At 72.8% G+C, this 19,454-nt stretch carries 15 protein-coding genes, 2 tRNA genes and 1 pseudogene; 8 read left to right on the top strand and 10 right to left on the bottom strand.

The features are described from left to right. Positions 1 to 87 precede the first annotated feature (87 nt). The gene (locus QOL88_RS19270) at positions 88 to 1,386 is read right to left on the bottom strand and encodes an ice-binding family protein (RefSeq protein ID WP_097217702.1); all 1,299 of its coding nucleotides are present in this window, start codon (positions 1,384 to 1,386) and stop codon (positions 88 to 90) included. Positions 1,387 to 1,728: 342 nt separating this feature from the next. On the opposite strand from QOL88_RS19270, the pseudogene QOL88_RS19275 reads away from it, so the two are divergent. Next, positions 1,729 to 1,842: pseudogene (locus QOL88_RS19275) on the top strand (NUDIX hydrolase); the annotation flags it as partial. 380 nt (positions 1,843 to 2,222) lie between these two features. Here the strand turns inward: QOL88_RS19275 and QOL88_RS19280 are convergent. Next, positions 2,223 to 2,295 (bottom strand) — tRNA-Arg (locus QOL88_RS19280). 198 nt (positions 2,296 to 2,493) lie between these two features. Continuing rightward, a tRNA-Ser gene (locus tag QOL88_RS19285) sits at positions 2,494 to 2,584 on the bottom strand. Between the two features lie 188 nt (positions 2,585 to 2,772). Between QOL88_RS19285 and QOL88_RS19290 the strand changes: the two genes are divergently transcribed. Both QOL88_RS19290 and QOL88_RS19295 read left to right on the top strand, forming a co-directional pair. After that, entirely contained in the window at positions 2,773 to 3,297 is a 525-nt protein-coding gene (locus QOL88_RS19290; protein WP_179878905.1) for an SSI family serine proteinase inhibitor, read from the top strand. Positions 3,298 to 3,783: 486 nt separating this feature from the next. Then, positions 3,784 to 8,688 carry a PAS domain-containing protein gene (locus QOL88_RS19295; protein WP_097217706.1) on the top strand — a complete coding sequence of 1,635 codons (4,905 nt, stop codon included), beginning with the start codon at positions 3,784 to 3,786 and terminating at the stop codon, positions 8,686 to 8,688. A 47-nt stretch (positions 8,689 to 8,735) separates the two neighbouring features. On the opposite strand, the gene QOL88_RS19300 is transcribed toward QOL88_RS19295, so the two are convergent. Further along, positions 8,736 to 9,335, bottom strand: coding sequence for a TetR/AcrR family transcriptional regulator (locus tag QOL88_RS19300; RefSeq protein WP_097217708.1), 600 nt, complete (start codon positions 9,333 to 9,335; stop codon positions 8,736 to 8,738). Positions 9,336 to 9,464: 129 nt separating this feature from the next. Here QOL88_RS19300 and QOL88_RS19305 point away from each other — a divergent pair, with 129 nt between their 5' ends. Continuing rightward, positions 9,465 to 10,673: an MFS transporter gene (locus QOL88_RS19305; protein ID WP_097217710.1), complete on the top strand. Its 1,209-nt coding sequence runs from the start codon at positions 9,465 to 9,467 to the stop codon at positions 10,671 to 10,673. Between the two features lie 85 nt (positions 10,674 to 10,758). Here the strand turns inward: QOL88_RS19305 and QOL88_RS19310 are convergent, their stop codons facing one another. From QOL88_RS19310 to QOL88_RS19335, 6 genes are all read right to left on the bottom strand, one after another. Further along, complete coding sequence (locus QOL88_RS19310; protein WP_097217712.1) at positions 10,759 to 12,447, bottom strand: long-chain fatty acid--CoA ligase; 1,689 nt, start codon at positions 12,445 to 12,447, stop codon at positions 10,759 to 10,761. A 162-nt stretch (positions 12,448 to 12,609) separates the two neighbouring features. Further along, entirely contained in the window at positions 12,610 to 13,170 is a 561-nt protein-coding gene (locus tag QOL88_RS19315) for a SigE family RNA polymerase sigma factor (protein ID WP_097217713.1), read from the bottom strand. Positions 13,171 to 13,317: 147 nt separating this feature from the next. After that, a complete protein-coding gene (locus QOL88_RS19320; RefSeq protein WP_097217716.1) occupies positions 13,318 to 14,490 on the bottom strand; it encodes a lipid-transfer protein in 1,173 nt (390 codons plus the stop codon). Continuing rightward, positions 14,487 to 14,870 carry a MaoC family dehydratase gene (locus QOL88_RS19325; protein ID WP_097217719.1) on the bottom strand — a complete coding sequence of 128 codons (384 nt, stop codon included), beginning with the start codon at positions 14,868 to 14,870 and terminating at the stop codon, positions 14,487 to 14,489. The genes QOL88_RS19320 and QOL88_RS19325 overlap by 4 nt, the downstream gene beginning before the upstream one ends. Then, on the bottom strand, positions 14,867 to 15,781 hold the full coding sequence (locus QOL88_RS19330; RefSeq protein WP_097217721.1) for a bifunctional MaoC family dehydratase N-terminal/OB-fold nucleic acid binding domain-containing protein: 915 nt from the start codon (positions 15,779 to 15,781) through the stop codon (positions 14,867 to 14,869). The genes QOL88_RS19325 and QOL88_RS19330 overlap by 4 nt, the downstream gene beginning before the upstream one ends. Before the next feature lie 160 nt (positions 15,782 to 15,941). Then, positions 15,942 to 16,268 (bottom strand): hypothetical protein, encoded by a 327-nt coding sequence (locus QOL88_RS19335; protein ID WP_097217723.1) that lies wholly within the window; start codon positions 16,266 to 16,268, stop codon positions 15,942 to 15,944. A gap of 369 nt (positions 16,269 to 16,637) precedes the next feature. Between QOL88_RS19335 and QOL88_RS19340 the strand changes: the two genes are divergently transcribed. From QOL88_RS19340 to QOL88_RS19355, 4 genes are all read left to right on the top strand, one after another. Continuing rightward, positions 16,638 to 17,504 carry a bifunctional DNA primase/polymerase gene (locus QOL88_RS19340; RefSeq protein ID WP_097217724.1) on the top strand — a complete coding sequence of 289 codons (867 nt, stop codon included), beginning with the start codon at positions 16,638 to 16,640 and terminating at the stop codon, positions 17,502 to 17,504. Positions 17,505 to 17,541: 37 nt separating this feature from the next. After that, positions 17,542 to 18,036, top strand: coding sequence for a hypothetical protein (locus tag QOL88_RS19345; RefSeq protein WP_097217726.1), 495 nt, complete (start codon positions 17,542 to 17,544; stop codon positions 18,034 to 18,036). 9 nt (positions 18,037 to 18,045) lie between these two features. Beyond that, positions 18,046 to 18,585: a DinB family protein gene (locus QOL88_RS19350; protein WP_097217728.1), complete on the top strand. Its 540-nt coding sequence runs from the start codon at positions 18,046 to 18,048 to the stop codon at positions 18,583 to 18,585. A 67-nt stretch (positions 18,586 to 18,652) separates the two neighbouring features. Then, complete coding sequence (locus QOL88_RS19355; protein ID WP_097217730.1) at positions 18,653 to 19,225, top strand: GNAT family N-acetyltransferase; 573 nt, start codon at positions 18,653 to 18,655, stop codon at positions 19,223 to 19,225. Positions 19,226 to 19,454 lie beyond the last annotated feature (229 nt).

A 19,454-nucleotide genomic window follows, 5' to 3' on the forward strand; every position in this document is an offset into this window, starting at 1 on the left:
GCTGCCCACGCCTGGCGGCGCGCGGCGGAGTCGATGAGATCCGCCGCGCGCCGTCATCGGGTGAGCGCGCTCATCGCAGTGCGTTGCCTAGCCGTCGTGGCGCTCGGAGTGGCCCGCGGGCGTGCCGCCGTAGCCGTAGCTCTCGTGGGGCTGCTTGCCGTAGCCGTACATCTCGTGAGGCTGCTTGCCGTAGCCGTAGTCCTCGTGCGGCTGCTTGCCGTGACCGGAGTCGTCACCATGGCCGGGCTTGCCGTGGTCGTGCCCGCCGTTGTGGCTCGGCTTTCCGGGCTTGTCGTCGTGGCCGGGCTTTCCGGGCTTGTCGTGATGGCCAGGCCTTCCGGGCTTGCCGTGATGGCCCGGTCCCTGGTCGTGACCGCCGCCGTTGCCGCCGCCGTTGCCTCCGCCGTTCCCGCCGGTGGTGTTGCCGGCCGTGTTGCCCGCGGTGTTCCCCGACGTGTTGCCGGCGACGTTGCCCGAGGTGCTGCCGGGCGAGGCGATGGGTCCGCCCAGGAGACCGCCGGTGACGAGTCCGCCGCTGACGAGTCCGCCGCCGAGGAGCCCTCCGCCGGTGGTCGTGCCGGTGGTGGTTCCGGTCGTCGTGCCGGTGGTGGTTCCCGTCGTCGTTCCACCCGTGGTGGCGCCGGCGCACCCGCCGAGGAAGATCCGGTTGTTGTCGAGCGTCACGGAGCCGTTACGGGCCAGCGCCCGGCCCTCGATGTTCGTCCCCGTCGTCACGCTGATCGAGGTCAACGCCATGATCGTTCCGACGAAGACGGAGTTGGTGCCGAGGGTGGCCGAGCTTCCGACCTGCCAGAACACGTTGCACGCCGAGGCGCCGTTCGTGAGGAGGATCTGGCTGGACGATGCCGTGATCAGGGTCGAGGGGATCTGGAAGACCCAGACGGCGTTGGGGTCTCCGTGGGCGTCCAGGGTCAGGGTGCCATTGATCTGGACACCGCCGGATTCACGGGTGTAGACGCCCGGGTCCAGCGTCTGGCCCGCACCGATCACCGAATCGAGTGCGAAGTCCTGCGCCTGGCCGGCCGCGTTGTTGTATGCCTGGACCAGGTCTGCCTTGGCCTGGAGGGCCTGGGCGTCCGCGCGGTGCACCGCACCGCGCACCTCACCCGGCGGGAATCCGGTCACAGCCGGGTTCGGGGAGGTCCCGAGGTCGTTGTAGAGCACGGTCGGGCCGGTGTTGGTCACTCCCTGGCCCGCCAGGACGGAATAGCTGGCCGCTGTGCCCAGCCCCGGGGCCACGGCGATGGCCAGCGCCTGCGTCGGCGTCACCGCGACCAGCACGGCGGCAACCGTCGCGGCAAGGGCCGAGGCCAGGACGCCGGAGACAGACCGTCGGCCTGCCGCTTGAGGGATTTTCAGCTTCATCGAAAGGCCAATCCTGTGAGGACCGTGGCATGCCGGGCCCTACCCATCACCCGGGAAGCCTTACTGCTATTACGCAGCGGCATATTACGCAGAACTATCGTTGTAACTGACTTGAACAAGACAGAAGAATCTCCGCTCATTCAGACGGCGCACAGCGTTACGAAAATAGCTTGAATTCAAGTGAGGGAGCCGAATGCAGTATTTTCCCTACCGGCGCTTCCGAGTGTCTGCGTGACTGCCCCACCCGCAGACTGACACCACGCCACGCGGACGCACTGGGGCTGTTGATCCGCTGATGGCTATCTATCGGGACATGCGCCGTGCGCCTCTCACACGCCGACAATGGGCCTGGCCGAGGAGGGCGAGACCTCGAAAGAAACTGCTGCCCGCGAAGTCCTGGAAGGGACCGGCCGGCTCCCCTACCCCATCAAGCCTCTGATCCATGCCGAGCCTGCGAAACGGGACGAGCCCGACCGCAGCGATCCGCTGACCGGCGGGAGGAGCTCCCGTGCGCTCCATCGGCCGATACGCGGGAGTCCTCTTCATCATCGTGATCAGCGGGTCGCGCGGTCTGGTGATCGGCGTGGCTCTCGCTGTCGGCCAGTAGCCCGGCCGCCCCGGACGGGTGCTCATTCCCCGATTCCCGCCCGCCCGTCAGGGCCGGCCTCCCAACCCGCGGGTGCCACGCTCCACTACGCAGAAGGAGTACTCGCATGACGGCAACGGCGAACGACCAGAGGTCCGGCCGCGGAGTGATTGGCGCTTCTGGCCGCGTTGATGTCAGCGGTTGATGTCAAAGGCCCCCTGGGATGATCCCAGGGGGCCTTTGGCCTGCGTGCACTCGGCAGGATTCGAACCTGCAACCTTCTGATCCGTAGTCAGATGCTCTATCCGTTAAGCTACGAGTGCTTGTTCTGTTTTTTCGCCGCTCTCGGGCCTTCCGGCTCGCTCGCGGCGACAGGAAGAACATTACATGACTGCCGCCGCCATGTGAAATCCGTTAGCCGCACCCCTTGTGAGCTGGGCAAACGGTACTTCCGGCCGCACTTGCGAGGGTGCAACGACAGCGAAGCCCCGGTCGGATGACCGGGGCTTCGTGATCGAGTGCGGAGGCGGAGGGATTTGAACCCTCGATGGGCTTTAAGACCCAAACCGCATTAGCAGTGCGGCGCCATAGACCGGACTAGGCGACGCCTCCAGCATCACTCCCGCGCGAGCGCGAGCGGTGCGTGCCGATGATGACACAGTCGAGCGTGCTGTCACCAATCGACCCCCACGGTACTAGGCGGGCAGGGCGCAGGGCAAAGCCCTTGTCAGGCCCCTGCGGGTCCCCGCCCGGGCGTGCGCGCGCAACATCCGGGGCCGCGCCGCGTTAGGCAGGGCATGATGCGTGCCACTCCCCGGGCCACCGCCCGCCCCGTCCTGCGGCGCCTCCTCGTCGGTGCCGCCGCCTCCGTCGCCGCCGCCGGGTCGCTGACCGCGGTGCCCCCGGCCGCGTATGCCCAGGCCGGCGGGACCGACCTGCTGTCCCCGATCCGGCCCGGGGGCGGGCCCGACCGCGATCACCTCACCGTCACCGTACGGAACACCGGCGACGGGGCCGACGGAACGTTCGAGCTGTACTGCGACCCCGACGGCGGCAGCCACCCCGACCCGAGTGGCGCCTGTGCCGCACTGGAGCGGGACACGCGGTGGGGGCAGGACGTCTTCGCACCCGCGCCGGAGGGCGGCTTCTGCACCATGCAGTACGGCGGACCGGCCACCGCGCACGTCACCGGCACTTGGGCCGGACGGCCCGTCGACGCCACGTACGACCGCCGCGACGGCTGCCAGATCTCCCGCTGGGACCGGCTCGTGCCGCTGCTGCCGGGGGTGGGGGGCGACCAGGTCGACCGGGGAGCCAAGGCCTGAGCCTGGGCTACCGGGACGCCTGGGCCTGAGCCGGCTGTGGGGCGTCGGGTCCGTCGAGGCGTCGGGCCGGCAGGGCTGCGGGCCGTCGGACCGGTAGGCCGTCGGACCGGTACGGCGTCGGACTGCCGGGTGTCGATCCGTCGGCCGGCGCCCCGCACCCGGCGCCCGAACTCCCGGCCCCGGCCCCAGCACCCCCCACCCCATTTGCGCCACTCTCCGCCCTCATCACGCCAGCCCGGCCAAAAGGTACAGAAACGCCGTCGTCGTAAAGGTCCCGCGAAGGTCCCGCGACGTCGTCGCAGGAGGGCGGGTGTTTGGCGGTTACTCGGTCGTCAGTTCGGGGTCACTTCCTCGTGCGACCTCGCTCTCATCCGGCGTCGCGAGCGCAACCGCAGCCCTTAGACTCCCTCGCGTGACACGCTGCGGGACGGTTGGCAAGATGGCCCGAGCGGTCGGCAAGGTGCGGTAACAGGGAGGAAGCGTCTCGTGAGCAGCAGGCCATCCCGAGGCGCTGCTCGCCTCGCAGCCATACTGGACGCCCTGCCCGACGCGTTGGTGCTGGTCAACGCCAACGGCACGGTCGTCAACGCCAACACCATCGCCCTGGAGGCCTTCGAGACTCCGGGCACCGCTCTGGTGGGGCGCGGGCTGCTCGATCTGCTGCCGCAGTTCGACTCCAAGCTCATCCCCGGCTCCATGCGCCGGCCGGAGCACCTCGATCCGCACGCCCGGACCAAGCCCACCCGGATGATCGCGCGCAGGACCGACGGGACCGAGTTCCCCGTCGAGGTCACCAGTGCGAATCTCGAGAACGGCCAGCAGGCCTACGACGGTTACGGCTACACCGGTGACGAGCTGCTCATGCTCGTCGTGCGCGACCTGTCCGGGACCGTGGACACCGAGGCCGAGCTCGCCCGGTCCCAGCGGCAGACCGAGATGATCCTGCGGGCCGCGGCCGAGGGCGTCGTCGGCACCGACACCGACGGGCGGATCGTGCTCGTCAATCCGGCCGCCGCCCAGATCCTGGGATTCCGGGCCAGCGACCTCGGCGGACGCGAACTGCACGACCTCGTCCTGCACTCGCGCGCCGACGGCTCGCCCTTCCCCTACGAGGACTCGCCGCTCGCCGACACCCTGCGCTCCGGGCGCAAGCACCGGGTGCGCGGGCAGGTGCTGTACTCCAAGGACGGCGGCAAGGTGCCGGTCGACCTGACGACCGCGCCGGTGCGCGACGGCGACCAGCTCGTCGGCGCCGTGATGACCTTCACCGACCGGCGGCCGTACGACGCCGTCGTCGAGGAGAAGGAGGCCGCGGAGAAGCGGCACGCCGAGGAACTGGAGCGGATCGCCGAGGAGCACGCCTCCGAGCTCACCGCGCTGCGCCAGCAGCACGTCACCGAGCTGGAGGAGCTGACCGAACGGCACGCCGAGGAACTCGCCGCGAACGAGGACCGCTACGCCGCGCTCGGGGAGCGCGAGAAGGACCGGTTCGAGGCGCTCGCCGCCCGGCACGAGCAGTTGCTGACGCTGCTCGGCCGGTCCCTGCGCGGGCCCTTGGAGGAACTGCGCCGCGAGCTGGCCGCCCTGGCCGCCGACGACGCCGGGCAGCTGTGGCCCGAGGCCAACCAGGTGCTGCACCACCTGTCGGCCGGCTACTCGCGCATCACGACGCTGATCGACAACGTCCTCGGGTACCAGCGGCTCGACACCGGCAGCGAGAGCGTCTCCCGTACGAAGGTGATGCTCGACGCCGTCGTCGCCGCCGGGGTCGACGGGGCCGTCGAGCTGATCGGGCCCGGGCGGGTGCAGTTCGCCGTGCACGCGCCGCCCATCGAGGCCGAGGTCGATCCCCGGCTGCTCGCGACCGCCCTCGCGCATCTCGTCGCCGACGTCGCCGGGGTGGACGCGACCGGCAACACGCCCGTGTCGGCGGGCGGTTACCTGGACAACACCGTCGTCGTGGCGGCGGCGCAGCGCGGCGAGGTCGTACGCATCGAGGTGCGCGGGCCGTACGCCGGTGGCGACACCGTGCACGAGCCGATCGTGCGCGGGATCGTCCGGGCCCACGGCGGTGTGCTGCAGACGCATGACGTGCCGGGGATGAGCGGGAGCGCCTACGTCCTCGAGGTGCCGATCGGGGGCGGGGCCGGGGCCGTCGCCGCCCAGCCGGTGGACGAGTCCGCCGCGCTCGCCCTCGTCGAACCCGCGGATCAGACCTCCGGTGGAGGGCGGCGCAGAGCACGTCGGTCCACCACCGACGCCTTCCTCGACGGCGACGTCCCGGACGGTGCGGGCGACGGGGCCGGTGGTCCCGGAGCCGACGCGCCCGGTGGTACCGCAGCCGACGGGGCCGTGCCCACCGGGCGGCGCAGGCGCCGGGCCGGCGGGGAGCAGGCGGCCCTCCCGGCGCAGGCATCCGGTGAGGACTCCGCGTCGGGCGGCACCGGACGGCGGCGGCGCGCGGCCGAGAACGCCGGTGCGGATGGCGTCGGCAGTGCCGTCCAGGGGGTGGCCGAGGGGGCCGTGGTGACGGCCGCCGAGCATGCGGCGGGCGCCGCCGCCTCGAACACGGGGCTGGGCGGGACCGTACCGCCGCAGGGTGTGCCCGGGCCGTCCGGGCGGCGCGCCCGGCGTGAACCCGGTGAGCAGGCCGCGCTGCCGCCGGCGCTGCCCGCGGCGCGCTCCGGTGGTGAGGCCGCTGCTTCGGCCGACGCGGATCAGGGGCAGGCCCAGCAGCCGACCGGGCGTCGGCGGCGTGCGCTGGCCGCCGCCAATGAGCGGGCCGCGGCCGCGCAGGAGGCCGCCGCCGGGCCGCGTCCGGTGTTCGCGCTGCCGCCGGCCGAGGCCGATCAGACTCCGGCCCAAGCCCAAGCCCAAGCCCAGGCCCAGGCCCCGGCTCATCAGGAGGCTCCGGCCGGGCAGGGGCAGCAGGTCGCCGGTGGTCCCGGCGGTCCCGCGGGTGCTCCGGGTGTGGTGCCCCCTCCGGGGCAGGGGTCCGTGGCTCTTCCTGGAGCGGCTGTTCCCGGAGCGGCTGCTGCCGGTGCGGGTGCGGTCGGTGCGGGTGCGGTCGAGGAGGGCCGGCACGACGCCGTTCCGCACGACCAGTCCGCCGATCACACGCCGCCGCAGCCGCATCCGACCAGCGCGCCGACCGGCCGCCGACGACGGGCCGTCGCGGCACCGCAGCAGGCCGAGGCCACCGAGACGGCCGGAGCGCGGGTGCCGGGGAGCGCCGACCAGGTGGGCCCTGTGCCCCAGGGCGCCGCGCCGGCAGCCGGTCCCGTGCCTCCCGGCGCCGCGCCGGCCGCCGGTCCCGTTCCTGCGGGTTCCGGCCGGCCGGGCCGCGTACCTGCCGCATCCGTGCCCGCCGCATCCGTGCCCGCCGGTCCCGCACAGGCCGTCCCCACCGGTCCCGCGCAGGGCGTCCCCGCACAGGGCGTCCCCGCTCAGCAGGACGCCACCGGGCAGGTCCCGTCGGCGCAGGCCGGGCCGGGGCACGGCGGGCCCATTCAGGCGGGTGTGGCCGGCTCCCCCATCGCGCCAGGTGCCGCCGTGCCGCCGCAGGGCGTGCCGGTTGCCGCGCAGGGCAACACCGTGCCCCCACAGGGGAACCCCGGAATCGCCCCCCAGGTGAGCGCTCCCCAGGGCGTCGGGCCGCAGGGCGTGTCCGTCCCCGCCCAGGGCGGGCTCGGGCAGAGTGTGCGGGCCGCCCTCCCGGGGCAGGGCTTCCAGCCCCCCGCCCCGGCCCAGCCCCTGCCGCCGCAGGGCATCGCCGCACCGGGTCAGCAGCAGTCCGCCGGCCGGCCCCTCCCCGCGGAGGCCGCACCCGGGCAGGGCACCCCGCCCCAGGGCATGCCTGCTCAGGACCCGAACGCCCAAAGCGTGAACGCCCCCGGAACCCCGCCGCCGGGCGGCACCCCCGCGGCCCAGCCCTGGCCCGCCGCCGACGAGACGTCCGGGGCGGGTGCCGCGCACCCCGTGCCCCCCAACGGCACGCCACCCCGGGCCGCGCAGCAGCACACCCCCGCCCCAGGCACCCCGCTGCCGCCGGAAGGCGTGCCGCGGGCGGCTCAGCCGCTGCCCGCGGAGGCCGCGGCGCCCCCCGTCGATCCGAATTCGACGCAGGGGCGGGCGATCAGCGTGCGCACGCTGGGCCAGGGCGTGCCGTTCACCCGGCAGGCGGCCCAGGTGCAGCAGCCGCCGGCCATGCCCGCCCCGCAGTCCGTCCCGCAGTCCGTTCCGCAGCAGTCGGCGACGCCTCCCCCGCACCAGCCGGGCGGATCGGGCCGGCGCCGCAAGCTGGGCACGCCGCCCGACCCGGCGACGCGTACGGACCAGACGGCCCGCCCGGAGCAGGGGCAGTCGCGTCCGGCCGACCAGGCGCCCCGTCCGGAGCAGGGCGCGCGCCCGCATCCGGGTTCCGAGCACACGCCGCCGCCCGTCGCCGCGCAGATCCCCGCCCCGGCCACCGCACCGCCCCCGGCGCAGCCGTCCCTCGCAGGTCAGTCGCGCCTCGCGCAGCTGACCGAGGGCGGCGGGCGGTCGTACGCCATAGGCGCACCGGACGAGAACGCCGCCGAGGGGCCCGAGCCGCTGGACGGGCCCGGTGGGGCCGTCGAGGTGGCCGATCCGCCGCGGCCGCAGCCGATGGACGACGAGTTGCCGCCCGAGCCGCTGGACAACCCGCGGCGGTTGCTGGTGTGGCCGGCGCCGGACGTCAGCACCCAGCAGGCGTTGAGCGACCGCGGCTACCGGCCGGTGATCGTGCACTCACGCGAGGAGGTCGACGCGCAGATCGCGGCCTTCCCCGCCGCGCTGTTCGTCGACCCGCTGACCGGACCGATCACGCGTACGGCCTTGCAGTCGTTGCGACAGGCCGCCGTGGCCGCCGAGGTGCCCGTCCTCGTCACGGCCGGGCTCGGCCAGGCCTCGCGGGACGCGGCGTACGGCGCCGATCCCGCCGTGCTGCTGAAGGCGCTGGCACCGCGCGACAGTGAGCAGCACCCGCCGCGGGTGCTGCTGATCGAGGAGCACGCGGAGATCGCGCTGGCGCTGACGGCGACGCTGGAGCGGCGCGGGATGCAGGTCGCGCGGGCCGCGAGTGACGCGGACGCGGTGACGCTGGCGGGGCAGTTCCGGCCGAACCTGGTCGTGATGGACCTGCTGCAGGTGCAACGGCGGCAGGAGGGGTTCGCCGGGATCGTCGACTGGCTGCGGGCGAACGGGCAGCTCAACCGCACCCCGCTCGTCGTCTACACCGCCGCCGTCGACCAGGCCGACCTGCCGCGGCTGGCCTCCGGGGAAACGGTGCTGTTCCTCGCGGAGCGGTCCACCAGCAACGAGGTGCAGTCCCGGATCGTCGACCTGCTCAGCCGGATCGGGACCAACTGACAGGTCCTGCCGCCCCGGCAGGACCTGAGGGGTGTCAGCGAGGGGTTTCAGCCCGCGGACGACCGGACCTGGCGTGCCGTCAGCCGGCGCGCCGCCTCCTTCACCGACGCGCGCAGGCGGTCCCCGTCCGCTTCGCCCTCGCCGACCAGGATGCGCCGCATCTGCGGGACGACGGCGGACCAGTTGGCGAGGGCGGTCAGCAGGAACAGCAGGTCGGCCGCCGGGATGGCGTCCGTGACGACGCCCCGCTCCTGGCCGTCCCGGAGGGCTGCGACCTTGCGGGCGTAGTGCTCCTGGCGGGCGGACTCGAGGGGCAGCTCGGCACTCCCGTACTCCAGTCCCTCCCAGAAGAGCAGGCGCAGCAGCTCCGGGTGGTCGGCGTGGTAGTCCATGACGCGGTCGATCCAGCCCTCGATGTCGTCCGGGGCCACGGGGACGTCCTCGGCGACATGGAGCATCTTCTTCTCCAGGACGATCGCGAAGAGCTCCGCCTTGTTGCCGAAGTAGGCGTAGATGAGCTGCTTGTTCGCCTTCGCCTCGGCGGCGATGCGGTCGATGCGGGCGCCCGCGATGCCGTGCCGGGCGAACTCGGCGACCGCCGCCTCGAAGATCCGGGCCTTGGTGGCCTCGGGGTCCCTTGCTGCCATGGGGACGAGGGTAGCGCGCCGAGGTAACCAACTGTTTGGTTGACAGGGAAGGCGGGGCGGCTCACACTGTTCCCCCATCAGCCAACCAACCAGTTAGTTGCTAGAGCCGACTCCAAGGAGTCCCCTCCCATGCCGTCAGCGACCACCACCACCACCGCCGCCGCCGCGACCACGACCCCGGTGCGACGGTCCCGTGAGCCCGCCCCCGGGCTCTTCCTCATCCTGATCGCCGTGTGCAGCGCGGTCACCGCCGCCAACATCTACCTCGCCGCGCCGCTGCTCCCGCTCATGGCCAGGGACTTCGGCTCGGCGCCCTCGGCCATCGCCTGGATCGCCTCGGTCGCGCAGCTCGGCTATGCGGTCGGGCTGCTGTTCTTCGCCCCGCTCGGCGACAGTGCGAACCGGCGCCGGCTGGTCGCCGGACTCACGCTCGTCACCGCTCTCGCGCTCGGTGCCAGTGCGGCCGCCCCGGGCGCCGCCGCCCTCGCGGTCGCGATGTTCGTCGTCTCTGCGGCGACCGTCATCCCCCAGCTGCTCGTCCCGCTGGTCGCCGAGCGGGCTCCCGCCGAGCGGCGTGCCCGGCATGTCGCGGCGGTCATCGCGGGGCTCTTCACCGGCATCGTCGGGGCTCGGGTGCTGGGCGGACTGGCCGGGCAGGCCTTCGGCTGGCGCTGGGTGTTCGCGGGCGCGGCCGTGCTCACCCTCGCCCTGGGGCTCGCGACCGCGCTGGTCCTGCCGTCGCGGCAGCGCCGGGAAGGCCCGCTGTTCGCGGGACTCGTCGCGCTGCCGTCGGTGCTGCGGGGCTCGCCGGAGCTGTGGCGGGCGTGCGTCCGGCAGGCCGGGATGTTCGGTGCGTGGAGCGCGCTGTGGACCTCGCTGGCCCTGCTGCTGACCGGTCCGGAGTACGGGCTGTCCACCGCGACCGCCGGGCTGTTCGGCCTGTTCGGCCTGACCGCGAGTGCGGTGGCGCCGCTGGCGGGCGGACTGGTGGACCGGTTCGGGGCGGCGCGGGTCGTGCGGTCGGCGTATCTGATCGCCGCCGTGTCCGTGCCGCTGTTCTGGTGGGGCGGGCACGTGCTGGGGGCGCTGTTCGCCGCCGCGATCGCCGTGCACGCCGCGCTGGTCGCCTCCCACGTCGCCAACCAGACCCTCGCCCTGACGGCGACCTCCACCCCCGCCACGGCCAACACCGCCTACGTGGTCGCCGGTTTCGCGGGCGGCGCGACCGCTTCGGCCCTCGCGGGGGTGGCGTTCAGCCACTTCGGGTGGGGCGGGGTGTGCGCGGTCGCGGGTGTGTGGCTGGTGTCGGGGTGGGGGCTGACCTCCCGCCGCCGGTGAGGCGGTCCAGCGGCACGCGCGTGCGCGGCGTGCGGACACGGAGGAGCCCCCGGCCGCAGCCAGGGGCTCCCCAAGGGTCGGCTCGTCAGCCGAGGGACGTGACGTCCAGCTCGCCCTGGGCGTACTGCCTGCGCAGCACCTTCTTGTCGAACTTTCCTACGCTCGTCTTCGGGACCGACGCGATGACCGTCCAGCGCTCCGGGAGCTGCCACTTGGCGATGTGACCCTCGTCGGCGAGGAAGGCGCGCAGGGTCTCGAAGGTGGCGGTGGAGTTCTCCTTGAGGACGACCGTGGCCAGGGGGCGCTCGCCCCACTTCTCGTCGGGGACGGCCACGACGGCCGCCTCGGCGACGTCCGGGTGGGACATCAGCGCGTTCTCCAGCTCCACCGACGAGATCCACTCGCCGCCGGACTTGATGACGTCCTTGGCGCGGTCGGTGAGGGTGAGGAAGCCGTCGGCGGAGATGGTGCCGACGTCGCCGGTCTTGAGCCAGCCGTCCTCGCTGAACTTGTCGTCGGGGCGCAGCGGTTCGGCGTCGGGGCCGTTGTAGTAGGCGCCCGCGATCCAGGGGCCGCGCACCTCCAGCTCGCCGGCGGACTCGCCGTCCCAGGGGAGGCGTTCGCCGCCGGGGCCGGTCAGGCGGGCCTCGACGCCGGCCGGGAAGCGGCCCTGGGTGAGGCGGTAGGCGAACTCCTCCTCCGTGCCGGCCACACCGGCCGGCGGACGGGCGATCGTGCCCAGCGGGGACGTCTCCGTCATGCCCCAGGCGTGACAGACCCGCATGCCCAGCTTGTCGAAGGCCTCCATCAGCGCGGGCGGACAGGCCGAGCCGCCGATGGTGACCTGGCCGAGGGAGGAGACGTCGCGGGGGTTCGCCGTCAGCTCGGCGAGCAGGCCCTGCCAGATGGTGGGGACGGCCGCGGCGTGGGTCGGCCGCTCGCCCTCGATCATGGCGGCGAGGGGGGCCGGCTGGAGGAAGCGGTCCGGCATCAGCATGTTGACGCCGGTCATGAAGGTCGCGTGCGGCAGGCCCCAGGCGTTCACGTGGAACTGGGGGACCACGACCAGCGAGGTGTCCTCGTCGGTCAGGCCCATCGACTGGGCCATGTTGACCTGCATGGAGTGCAGGTAGATCGAGCGGTGGCTGTAGACCACGCCCTTGGGGTCGCCGGTGGTGCCGGAGGTGTAGCACATGGCGGCGGCCTGAGTCTCGTCCAGCTCGGGCCAGTCGTACGAGGTCGGCTTGCCGGCGATCAGGTCCTCGTACTCGTGAACGTGGATGCGACCGACGGCCGCGTCGGCGAGGAGGGAGCGGTCTCCGGGGCCCGTGACGACCACGTGCTCGACCGGCTTCAGGTGCGGCAGCAGCGGGGCGAGCAGGGGGAGCAGCGAACCGTTGGCGATGATCACGCGGTCGGCGGCGTGGTTGACGATCCAGGCGAGCTGCTCGGGCGGGAGGCGGAGGTTCAGGGTGTGGAGGACCGCGCCCATGGAGGGGATCGCGAAGTAGGCCTCGACATGCTCCGCGTTGTTCCAGGCGAGGGTCGCGACGCGCTCGTCGCCGGTGACGCCGAGGTCCTCCCGCAGCGCGTGGGCCAGCTGGGCCGATCGGGCGCCGATCTCCGCGAAGGAGCGGCGGTGCGGCTCGTCCTCACCGGTCCAGGTGGTCACCTGCGATGTTCCGTGGATCGTCGACCCGTGGGTCAGGATCCTCGAGATCAGCAGCGGTACGTCCTGCATCGTGCTCAGCACGGCGTCCTCCCGGGGCGACATTGCCTACGCGGTGGTAAGGGTTGCGCTGATTCTGCGCACATACCGCGCGGTATGTCACTAGGACCGGGTGATCGATCACATCACGCCATGCCGGAGGGAAAGCTCACAGCCGGGCGGGACAGCCCTTCACCGGCACATTCACCGGCACATTCACGGGCACCTTCACTGGCGGACGAGCCCCAGCTCAGCGTCTTCGCGGAGCTTGCCGAGCGCCCGGGAGACGGCCGACTTCACCGTACCCACCGAAACGCCGAGCACCTCGGCCGTCTGCACTTCGCTGAGGTCCTCGTAGTACCTGAGGACCACCATCGCCCGCTGCCGGGCGGGCAGCCGCATGATCGCCCGCCACATCGCGTCACGCAGTGCCTGCTGCTCGGCCGGGTCGTCACCGCCCGGAACCGGGTCCGGCTCGGGCAGCTCCTCGCAGGCGAACTCGTCGACCTTGCGCTTGCGCCACTGCGACGTCCGGGTGTTCAGCAGGGCCCGACGCACATAGCCGTCGAGGGCACGGTGGTCCTCGATGCGCTCCCAGGCGACGTACGTCTTGGCGAGGGCGGTCTGCAGCAGGTCCTCCGCGTCGCTCGGGTTGCCGGTGAGCGAGCGGGCGGTACGCAGCAGCACCGGCTGGCGGGCCCTGACGTACGACGAGAACGACGGGTACGGAAGGGTCTGCGCCGCTGGTCCGGCCGCCTTCGAAGCGCTCGTGCAGACGAGTGTGGTCATGGCTCAACGCTATGAGCGGGAGCACCGCGAGCGGATCGGCCGCAGGTCCCGAAGCGGGGTCCCCCTCAGGTTGTAGGGGTAGGGCCCGCCGCACCTCCTACAGGTGGAGCCCCGGCCCCGGGGTACTGCGGGTTCACCCCTGCGGGTTCACCCCTGCGGGTCGGCGGTGAGGACGAGTCCCGACGTGGGTACGCCCGTCCCCGCCGTCACCAGGACCCGCTCCGCTCCGGGCACCTGATTCGCCGCGGTGCCCCTGATCTGCCGGACGGCCTCCGCGATGCCGTTCATGCCGTGCAGGTACGCCTCCCCCAGCTGCCCGCCGTGCGTGTTGAGGGGCAGGTGCTCCTCGGCCACGAAGTCCGCCGCCTCGCCGGGGCCGCAGAAGCCGAACTCCTCCAGCTGCGTCAGCACGAACGGCGTGAAGTGGTCGTAGAGGATGCCCACGTCGATGTCGGCCGGCGCGAGCCCCGAGGTCCGCCACAGCTGCCGGGCCACGACCGCCGCCTCGGGCAGGCCGGTCAGGTCGTCGCGGTAGAAGCTCGTCATCTGCTCCTGGGCGCGTCCGGCGCCCTGGGCCGCCGCGGCGATCACGGCGGGCGTGTGGGGCAGGTCGCGGGCCCGTTCGACGGAGGTGACGACGAGGGCCTGGCCGCCGTCCGTCTCCAGGCAGCAGTCCAGCAGCCGCAGCGGTTCGACGATCCAGCGCGAGGCGGCGTGGTCGGCCAGGGTGATGGGGCGGCCGTGGAACTGGGCCGCCGGGTTGGTCGCCGCGTACTTCCGGTCGACGACCGCCACATGCCCGAACGCCTCCGGGGTCAGCCCGTAGGTGTGCAGGTAGCGCTGGGCGGCCATCGCCACCCAGGACGCCGGGGTGAGCAGTCCGAACGGCAGCGACCAGCCGAGGGCCGCACCCTCCGCCGAGGGTTCCCGGTGCCGCACTCCGGAGCCGAAGCGGCGGCCCGAACGCTCGTTGAACGCCCGGTAGCAGACGACCACGTCGGCCACGCCCGCGGCGATCGCCAGGGCGGCCTGCTGGACGGTGGCGCAGGCCGCGCCGCCGCCGTAGTGGATCCGGGAGAAGAAGGAGAGCTCCCCGATGCCCGCCGCCTGGGCGACGGTGATCTCGGGGCTGGTGTCCATGGTGAAGGTGACCATTCCGTCGACGTCGGCCGGAGTCAGCCCGGCGTCCGCGAGGGCCGCCCGCACCGCCTCGACGGCGAGGCGCAGTTCGCTGCGGCCCGAGTCCTTGGAGAACTCGGTGGCTCCCACACCGACGACGGCCGCGCGCCCGGCGAGTCCGTCCCGCCCCGCGAGGCTCATGCCGGGACCCTCACCGTCACGGTGCCGGTGACGTGCGCGCCGAGGCCGTTCGCGCCGACGACCCGGACGGTCGCCGTGTCACCGTCGACCTCCTCGACCGTGCCGGTCAGCACCATCGTGTCGCCGGGGTGATTGGGCGCGCCGAGCCGGATGGCGACCCGGCGCAGCTCCGCCCGCGGGCCGAAGTGGTCGGTGATGTAGCGGCCGACCAGGCCGTTGGTCGTCAGGATGTTCATGAAGATGTCGGGGGAGCCCTTCTGCCGCGCCAGGTCCGGGTCGTGGTGGACGTCCTGGTAGTCGCGGGAGGCGATCGCCCCGGCGACGATCAGGGTGCGGGTGACCGGGATCTCCAGCGGCGGGAGCCGGTCGCCGGCCTTCACGGCGTCACCCCCTGGAAGACGGGCAGCACCAGTTCGTCGTCGTAGCGCCGGAACTCCAGCCGCACCGGCATGCCGATCCGCACCTTGTCGTACGGCACGCCCACCACGTTGCTGACGATCCGCACCCCCTCGGCGAGTTCGATCAGCCCGACCGCGTAGGGCGGTTCGAAGGCCGGGAAGGGCGGGTGATGCATGACGACGTAGGAGTAGACCGTGCCCTCGCCGCTCGCCTCGACGGTGTCCCAGTCGAGGGAGCCGCAGGTGGTGCAGCCCGGCAGCCAGGGGAAGCGCAGGGTGGCGCAGGCGGTGCAGCGCTGGATGAGGAGCGCGTGGCGGGCCACGCCCTCCCAGAAGCCGGCGTTGTCGCGGTTGACGACGGGGCGGGGGCGGCGTTCGGCCGGCTTCGAAGGCCGGTGTGCGGGGGCGTACTTGAGGATGCGGAAGCGGTGGGTGCCGGCCGGCTCGCCGCCCGCCCGGATGTCCGTGCGGGTGGTGATGAAGTAACCCGCCCCGAGTTTCGTGGTCTTGCGGCCGGACACCGACTCGATCACCGAGTCGAACGTGATCTCGTCGCCCGGGCGCAGCGGGCGCAGGTACTCCTGTTCGCAGTCGGTGGCGACGACCGCGTGGTGGCCCGACTCGTCGAGCAGGGTGAGGAGTTCGTCGTAGGCGGCCGTGCGTTCCGGGCGGCGGGTGAGGCCGGCCATGGTCCACGCCTGGAGCATGGTGGGTGGAGCGATGGCGTCCGGTCCCGCGTACGCGGGGCTGGTGTCGCCCATGGCTTCGCACCAGTGCCTGATCATCGGCTCGTTGACCGGGTCGCGGCCGACCCCGGTGGCGGCGGCCGGCCGGCCTTCGTAGGCCTTCAGGCGCGCCTCGAACTCCTCGTGGACATCCGGCTCACCACTCACGGTTTCTGACTGTCCGTCAGATGCGGTGGCCCGTCAAGACCCCGCAGACGCGAAAACGCCTGCGCGGCGGTACCGGAGCACCGCCGCTCAGACGCTTGTCACCCCATGAAGCACACCCCCACGGCACCCGGGCCGATGCCGCCGCACCGGCCCGGTCAGCTCACCACCACAGCGGGGAGAAGCTGATGGCGGTGTTGGCGTTGCCCTGGTTGACGGCCGTGAACTCCGAGCCGTTGACCTGCGCGGTGTTGCTCTGGTTCGAGGCGCCGTCACCGACGGCCTGCTGCTGGGTGGTGGCCGCGGTGCCGAAGTTGTCGCCGACGACGCCGCCGCCGAGATTGCCCTGCTCCGCCTCCGTGACGGACGCGATGGATCCGTTGTCCGCGAAGGCGCCGTTGTCCGCCGTCGCGACGCCGGTGAAGAGGGCGGCCGCGAGCGGAAGGGCGGAGGCGGCCGCGATGACGCGGGCGGTACGGATGCTTGCCATGTTTCTTGTCCCTCCAGGACTGATCGAACCGAGGACGCATCGGCTTCTGATCGCCTGATGCGTGAACCACTGCTGTCACCAGGGAAGTTGGCCGGCCGCCCCGGTGCGGTGCTCGACGTCGCGAGTCCAGAGTTGCCCACCGAATCCCCGGCGAACCACACCGGAAGCCGCTATTCGCACGTAAGCGTGAGGACAAGTCGATAAACCCCAATGCGTCACTTCCGTACCGGACGGGAGTGAAAGGGGGCGTTCGAACCCGGGTACCGCAAGGGACGAAGCGTTCCAGCGCTTCCCAGGCCACCGCCCCACCCCGGCGCGTCGCACCCGCTCCCTCTTTCCTTTTTCGAACGTACGTACGAAACTAGAGTCATGGCCACCACCGACCGGCAGGCCACGACGCTGGCCCTCGCACACGCCCTGTCAGCCGCCGAACGCGGACTGGCCGTCATCCCCCTGTCCCGCTCCAAGCTCCCCGCACTGCGCTCCCCGCACCGCGACGACCCCGCCCCCTCCCCCTGCCACGGCGCGTGCGGCCGGCTCGGGCACGGGGTCTACGACGCCTCCAGCGACCCGGACCGCATCCGCGAGCTGTTCGCCGCCGCGCCCTGGGCGACCGGCTACGGCATCGCCTGCGGGCTGCCCCCGCACCATCTGATCGGCGTCGACCTGGACGTGAAGACCGGCACGGACTCCTCGGCCGCCCTGCGCGAGCTGGCGCTGCGGCACCTGTTCACGATTCCGCCGACCGTGGTCGTCGTGACCCCCTCCGGCGGGCGGCACCTGTGGCTGAGCGGCCCGCCCGAGGTGGTCGTCCCCAACTCGGCGGGCCGACTCGCCCCCGGCATCGACATCCGGGGCGCGGGCGGCTACCTGGTCGGCCCGGGCTCCCGCACGGGCCAGGGTGTGTACACCGCCGCCCCCGGCACCGCGCACCTCGCCCCCGCCCCCTGCCCCCGCTCCCTGCTGCGGCTGCTGCTCCCGCCTCCCCGCGCCCACCACCCGGTGCCCACGGCGGCCGGCGGGCACGGCCAGGGCCTGGTCCAGTTCGTCCTGGCCGCGCACGAGGGCCAGCGCAACACCCGCCTGTTCTGGGCGGCCTGCCGCGCCTACGAGGACGGCATCGGCCCGGCGCTCGTGACCCCCCTGGTCGACGCGGCTCTGCACACCGGCCTGTCCGAGCGGGAGGCCCGGACGACGATCAACTCGGCGGCACGGATGACCGGACACCGGCCGTGAGCAAGGCCCCGCCGATCACCACCACCGGAAGACCTCGATGCACCACCACGCACCATCGCCGGCCCCCGCGCCCCAGCACGCGAGAACACCGGCCCTGGCTCTGGCCCGCCTGGTCCTGGCCTCCGGCCGCCACGTGGACCTCGCCGAGCTGCGCTTCTCCTCGACCTACGGCGACCTCCAGGACGGTTACCCCTGCAAGCCGCTGAACGACCTGCGGATCCAGGACCTCCTGCGGGCCGCCGAGCGGTCCCGCCCGGGCACACCGGTGCACCTCGTCCCGCCCCGGCGCGAGTACCCCGACCAGTACGCGGGCGGCCTCGGGCCGGTCGAGGTGCTGCCCGCCGTGGCCTGCCTCGGCACGTTCCACTCCGCGGCCCTGGACCCGGCCCGCGACCCGGTCGCCTACCGCTCGCGCCTGACCGTCGTCTGGTTCCAGTCCACGCCGCGCCTGCCCTCGGACTGCGACGCCGAGCCCGCGCTGCGCGACCTCGACTGGCCCGTTCTGGCCCGGGACGCCCCGGCGCGTACGTAGGGTCGTCCGATGAGCGCCTCCCGTACGGAACTGCTGCGCGGGCAGTTCGAGTTGACCTGGTCGCTGTTCGACTACCACCTGGAGCGGCTGGAGCCGGCGGACTTCCTGTGGGAGCCGGTGGCGTACTGCTGGACGATGCGCCGGGGGCCCGACGGCACCTGGGTCCCGGACTGGGCGGACACCGAACCCGACCCGGTGCCCGTCCCCACCCTCGGCTGGGTGAGCTGGCACCTCGGATGGTGGTGGAGCGTCACCCTCGACCACGCCCGGGGCCGCCCGCCCCGCGACCGCGAGGACATCGTCTGGCCCGGCGAGGGCGCCCCCACGGTGGAGTGGCTGCGCGGCCTGCGCACCGAGTGGCTCAAGGTCCTGGACGACCTCACCGACCCGGACCTGGACGCCGCGGCCTCGTTCCCCTCGCCGGACGACCCCGAGCACACCGTCGCCCACATGCTGGCCTGGGTGAACGCGGAGCTGATGAAGAACGTGGCCGAGATCGGCCAACTGCGGCTGCTGCGGGCGGCGTCCGCACAGGGTGAGGCGCGGTGAACGCGTTCGGCCCGGTCGGGTCCCGTCTCCCGGGGCGCGACCGCCCCGCGCGTGGCATCGTGGGGGCATGAGCATCGTCGTCCGGCCGGCCGGGGACTTCGAGGACGTCCGTGCCGTGCTCGGGCCGAAGTCCCCCGGGGTGAACGTCTGCTGGTGCCTGAGCTACCGGATCCCCTCCCGGCTCAACAACGAACTGCGCGGCCCGGCCCGCGGCGAGTACGTCGCCGAACTGTGCCGCGCGGAGCCACCCCCGGGCGTGCTCGCCTACGACGGTGACGAACCGGTCGGCTGGGCCGCCGTCGCCCCGCGTGCGGACACCTCGTTCGCCCGCAACCGCAAGATCCCGCACGTCGACGACCTGCCGGTGTGGTCGCTCTGGTGCGTCCGGGTCCGCCCCGGCCACCGCAAGCAGGGCATCTCGCACGCCCTCATCGCCGGCGCCGTCGAGTTCGCCCGGGACCGGGGCGCACCGGTGATCGAGGCGTATCCCCTGGACAACGGCGACGCCAAGGTCGACCTGACGATGGCCTACGCGGGTCTGCGGAAGAACTTCGAGCGCGCCGGCTTCGTCCACGCGGCGGACACGACCTCGGTCCTGGCCGGTCATCCCCGGATCCTGATGCGGCTCGACCTGCGCTGAGAGATGCGCCTCGAACGGTGCTGAACAGGGGGCTGAACAGAGCACTGAAAAGGGCGCTGAAAAGGGCACTGAAAAGGGCACTGAAAAAGGCTCGACCGCTGGCGACGGGGGATGCACCAGCGGTCGAGCTATGGCCAAGGGTAACAAGCGCTTGCCCACCACGAGCCGACTGGCCGTCACGAAGCCCAGGTTGTGACTCGTCTCACGCAACTGTCGTGCCGGCCGGGCC

The organism is Streptomyces sp. Ag82_O1-12, from assembly GCF_900182715.1.
In the GTDB taxonomy this organism is placed as follows: domain Bacteria; phylum Actinomycetota; class Actinomycetes; order Streptomycetales; family Streptomycetaceae; genus Streptomyces; species Streptomyces massasporeus.

What these genes read in the sequence shown, in the direction of transcription:
- QOL88_RS19270 (WP_097217702.1), bottom strand. Translation starts at nt 1,386, where the DNA reads ATGAAGCTGAAAATCCCTCAAGCGGCAGGCCGACGGTCTGTCTCCGGC.
- QOL88_RS19290 (WP_179878905.1), top strand. Translation starts at nt 2,773, where the DNA reads ATGCGTGCCACTCCCCGGGCCACCGCCCGCCCCGTCCTGCGGCGCCTC.
- QOL88_RS19300 (WP_097217708.1), bottom strand. Translation starts at nt 9,335, where the DNA reads ATGGCAGCAAGGGACCCCGAGGCCACCAAGGCCCGGATCTTCGAGGCG.
- QOL88_RS19305 (WP_097217710.1), top strand. Translation starts at nt 9,465, where the DNA reads ATGCCGTCAGCGACCACCACCACCACCGCCGCCGCCGCGACCACGACC.
- QOL88_RS19310 (WP_097217712.1), bottom strand. Translation starts at nt 12,447, where the DNA reads ATGTCGCCCCGGGAGGACGCCGTGCTGAGCACGATGCAGGACGTACCG.
- QOL88_RS19315 (WP_097217713.1), bottom strand. Translation starts at nt 13,170, where the DNA reads ATGACCACACTCGTCTGCACGAGCGCTTCGAAGGCGGCCGGACCAGCG.
- QOL88_RS19320 (WP_097217716.1), bottom strand. Translation starts at nt 14,490, where the DNA reads ATGAGCCTCGCGGGGCGGGACGGACTCGCCGGGCGCGCGGCCGTCGTC.
- QOL88_RS19335 (WP_097217723.1), bottom strand. Translation starts at nt 16,268, where the DNA reads ATGGCAAGCATCCGTACCGCCCGCGTCATCGCGGCCGCCTCCGCCCTT.
- QOL88_RS19340 (WP_097217724.1), top strand. Translation starts at nt 16,638, where the DNA reads ATGGCCACCACCGACCGGCAGGCCACGACGCTGGCCCTCGCACACGCC.
- QOL88_RS19345 (WP_097217726.1), top strand. Translation starts at nt 17,542, where the DNA reads ATGCACCACCACGCACCATCGCCGGCCCCCGCGCCCCAGCACGCGAGA.
- QOL88_RS19350 (WP_097217728.1), top strand. Translation starts at nt 18,046, where the DNA reads ATGAGCGCCTCCCGTACGGAACTGCTGCGCGGGCAGTTCGAGTTGACC.
- QOL88_RS19355 (WP_097217730.1), top strand. Translation starts at nt 18,653, where the DNA reads ATGAGCATCGTCGTCCGGCCGGCCGGGGACTTCGAGGACGTCCGTGCC.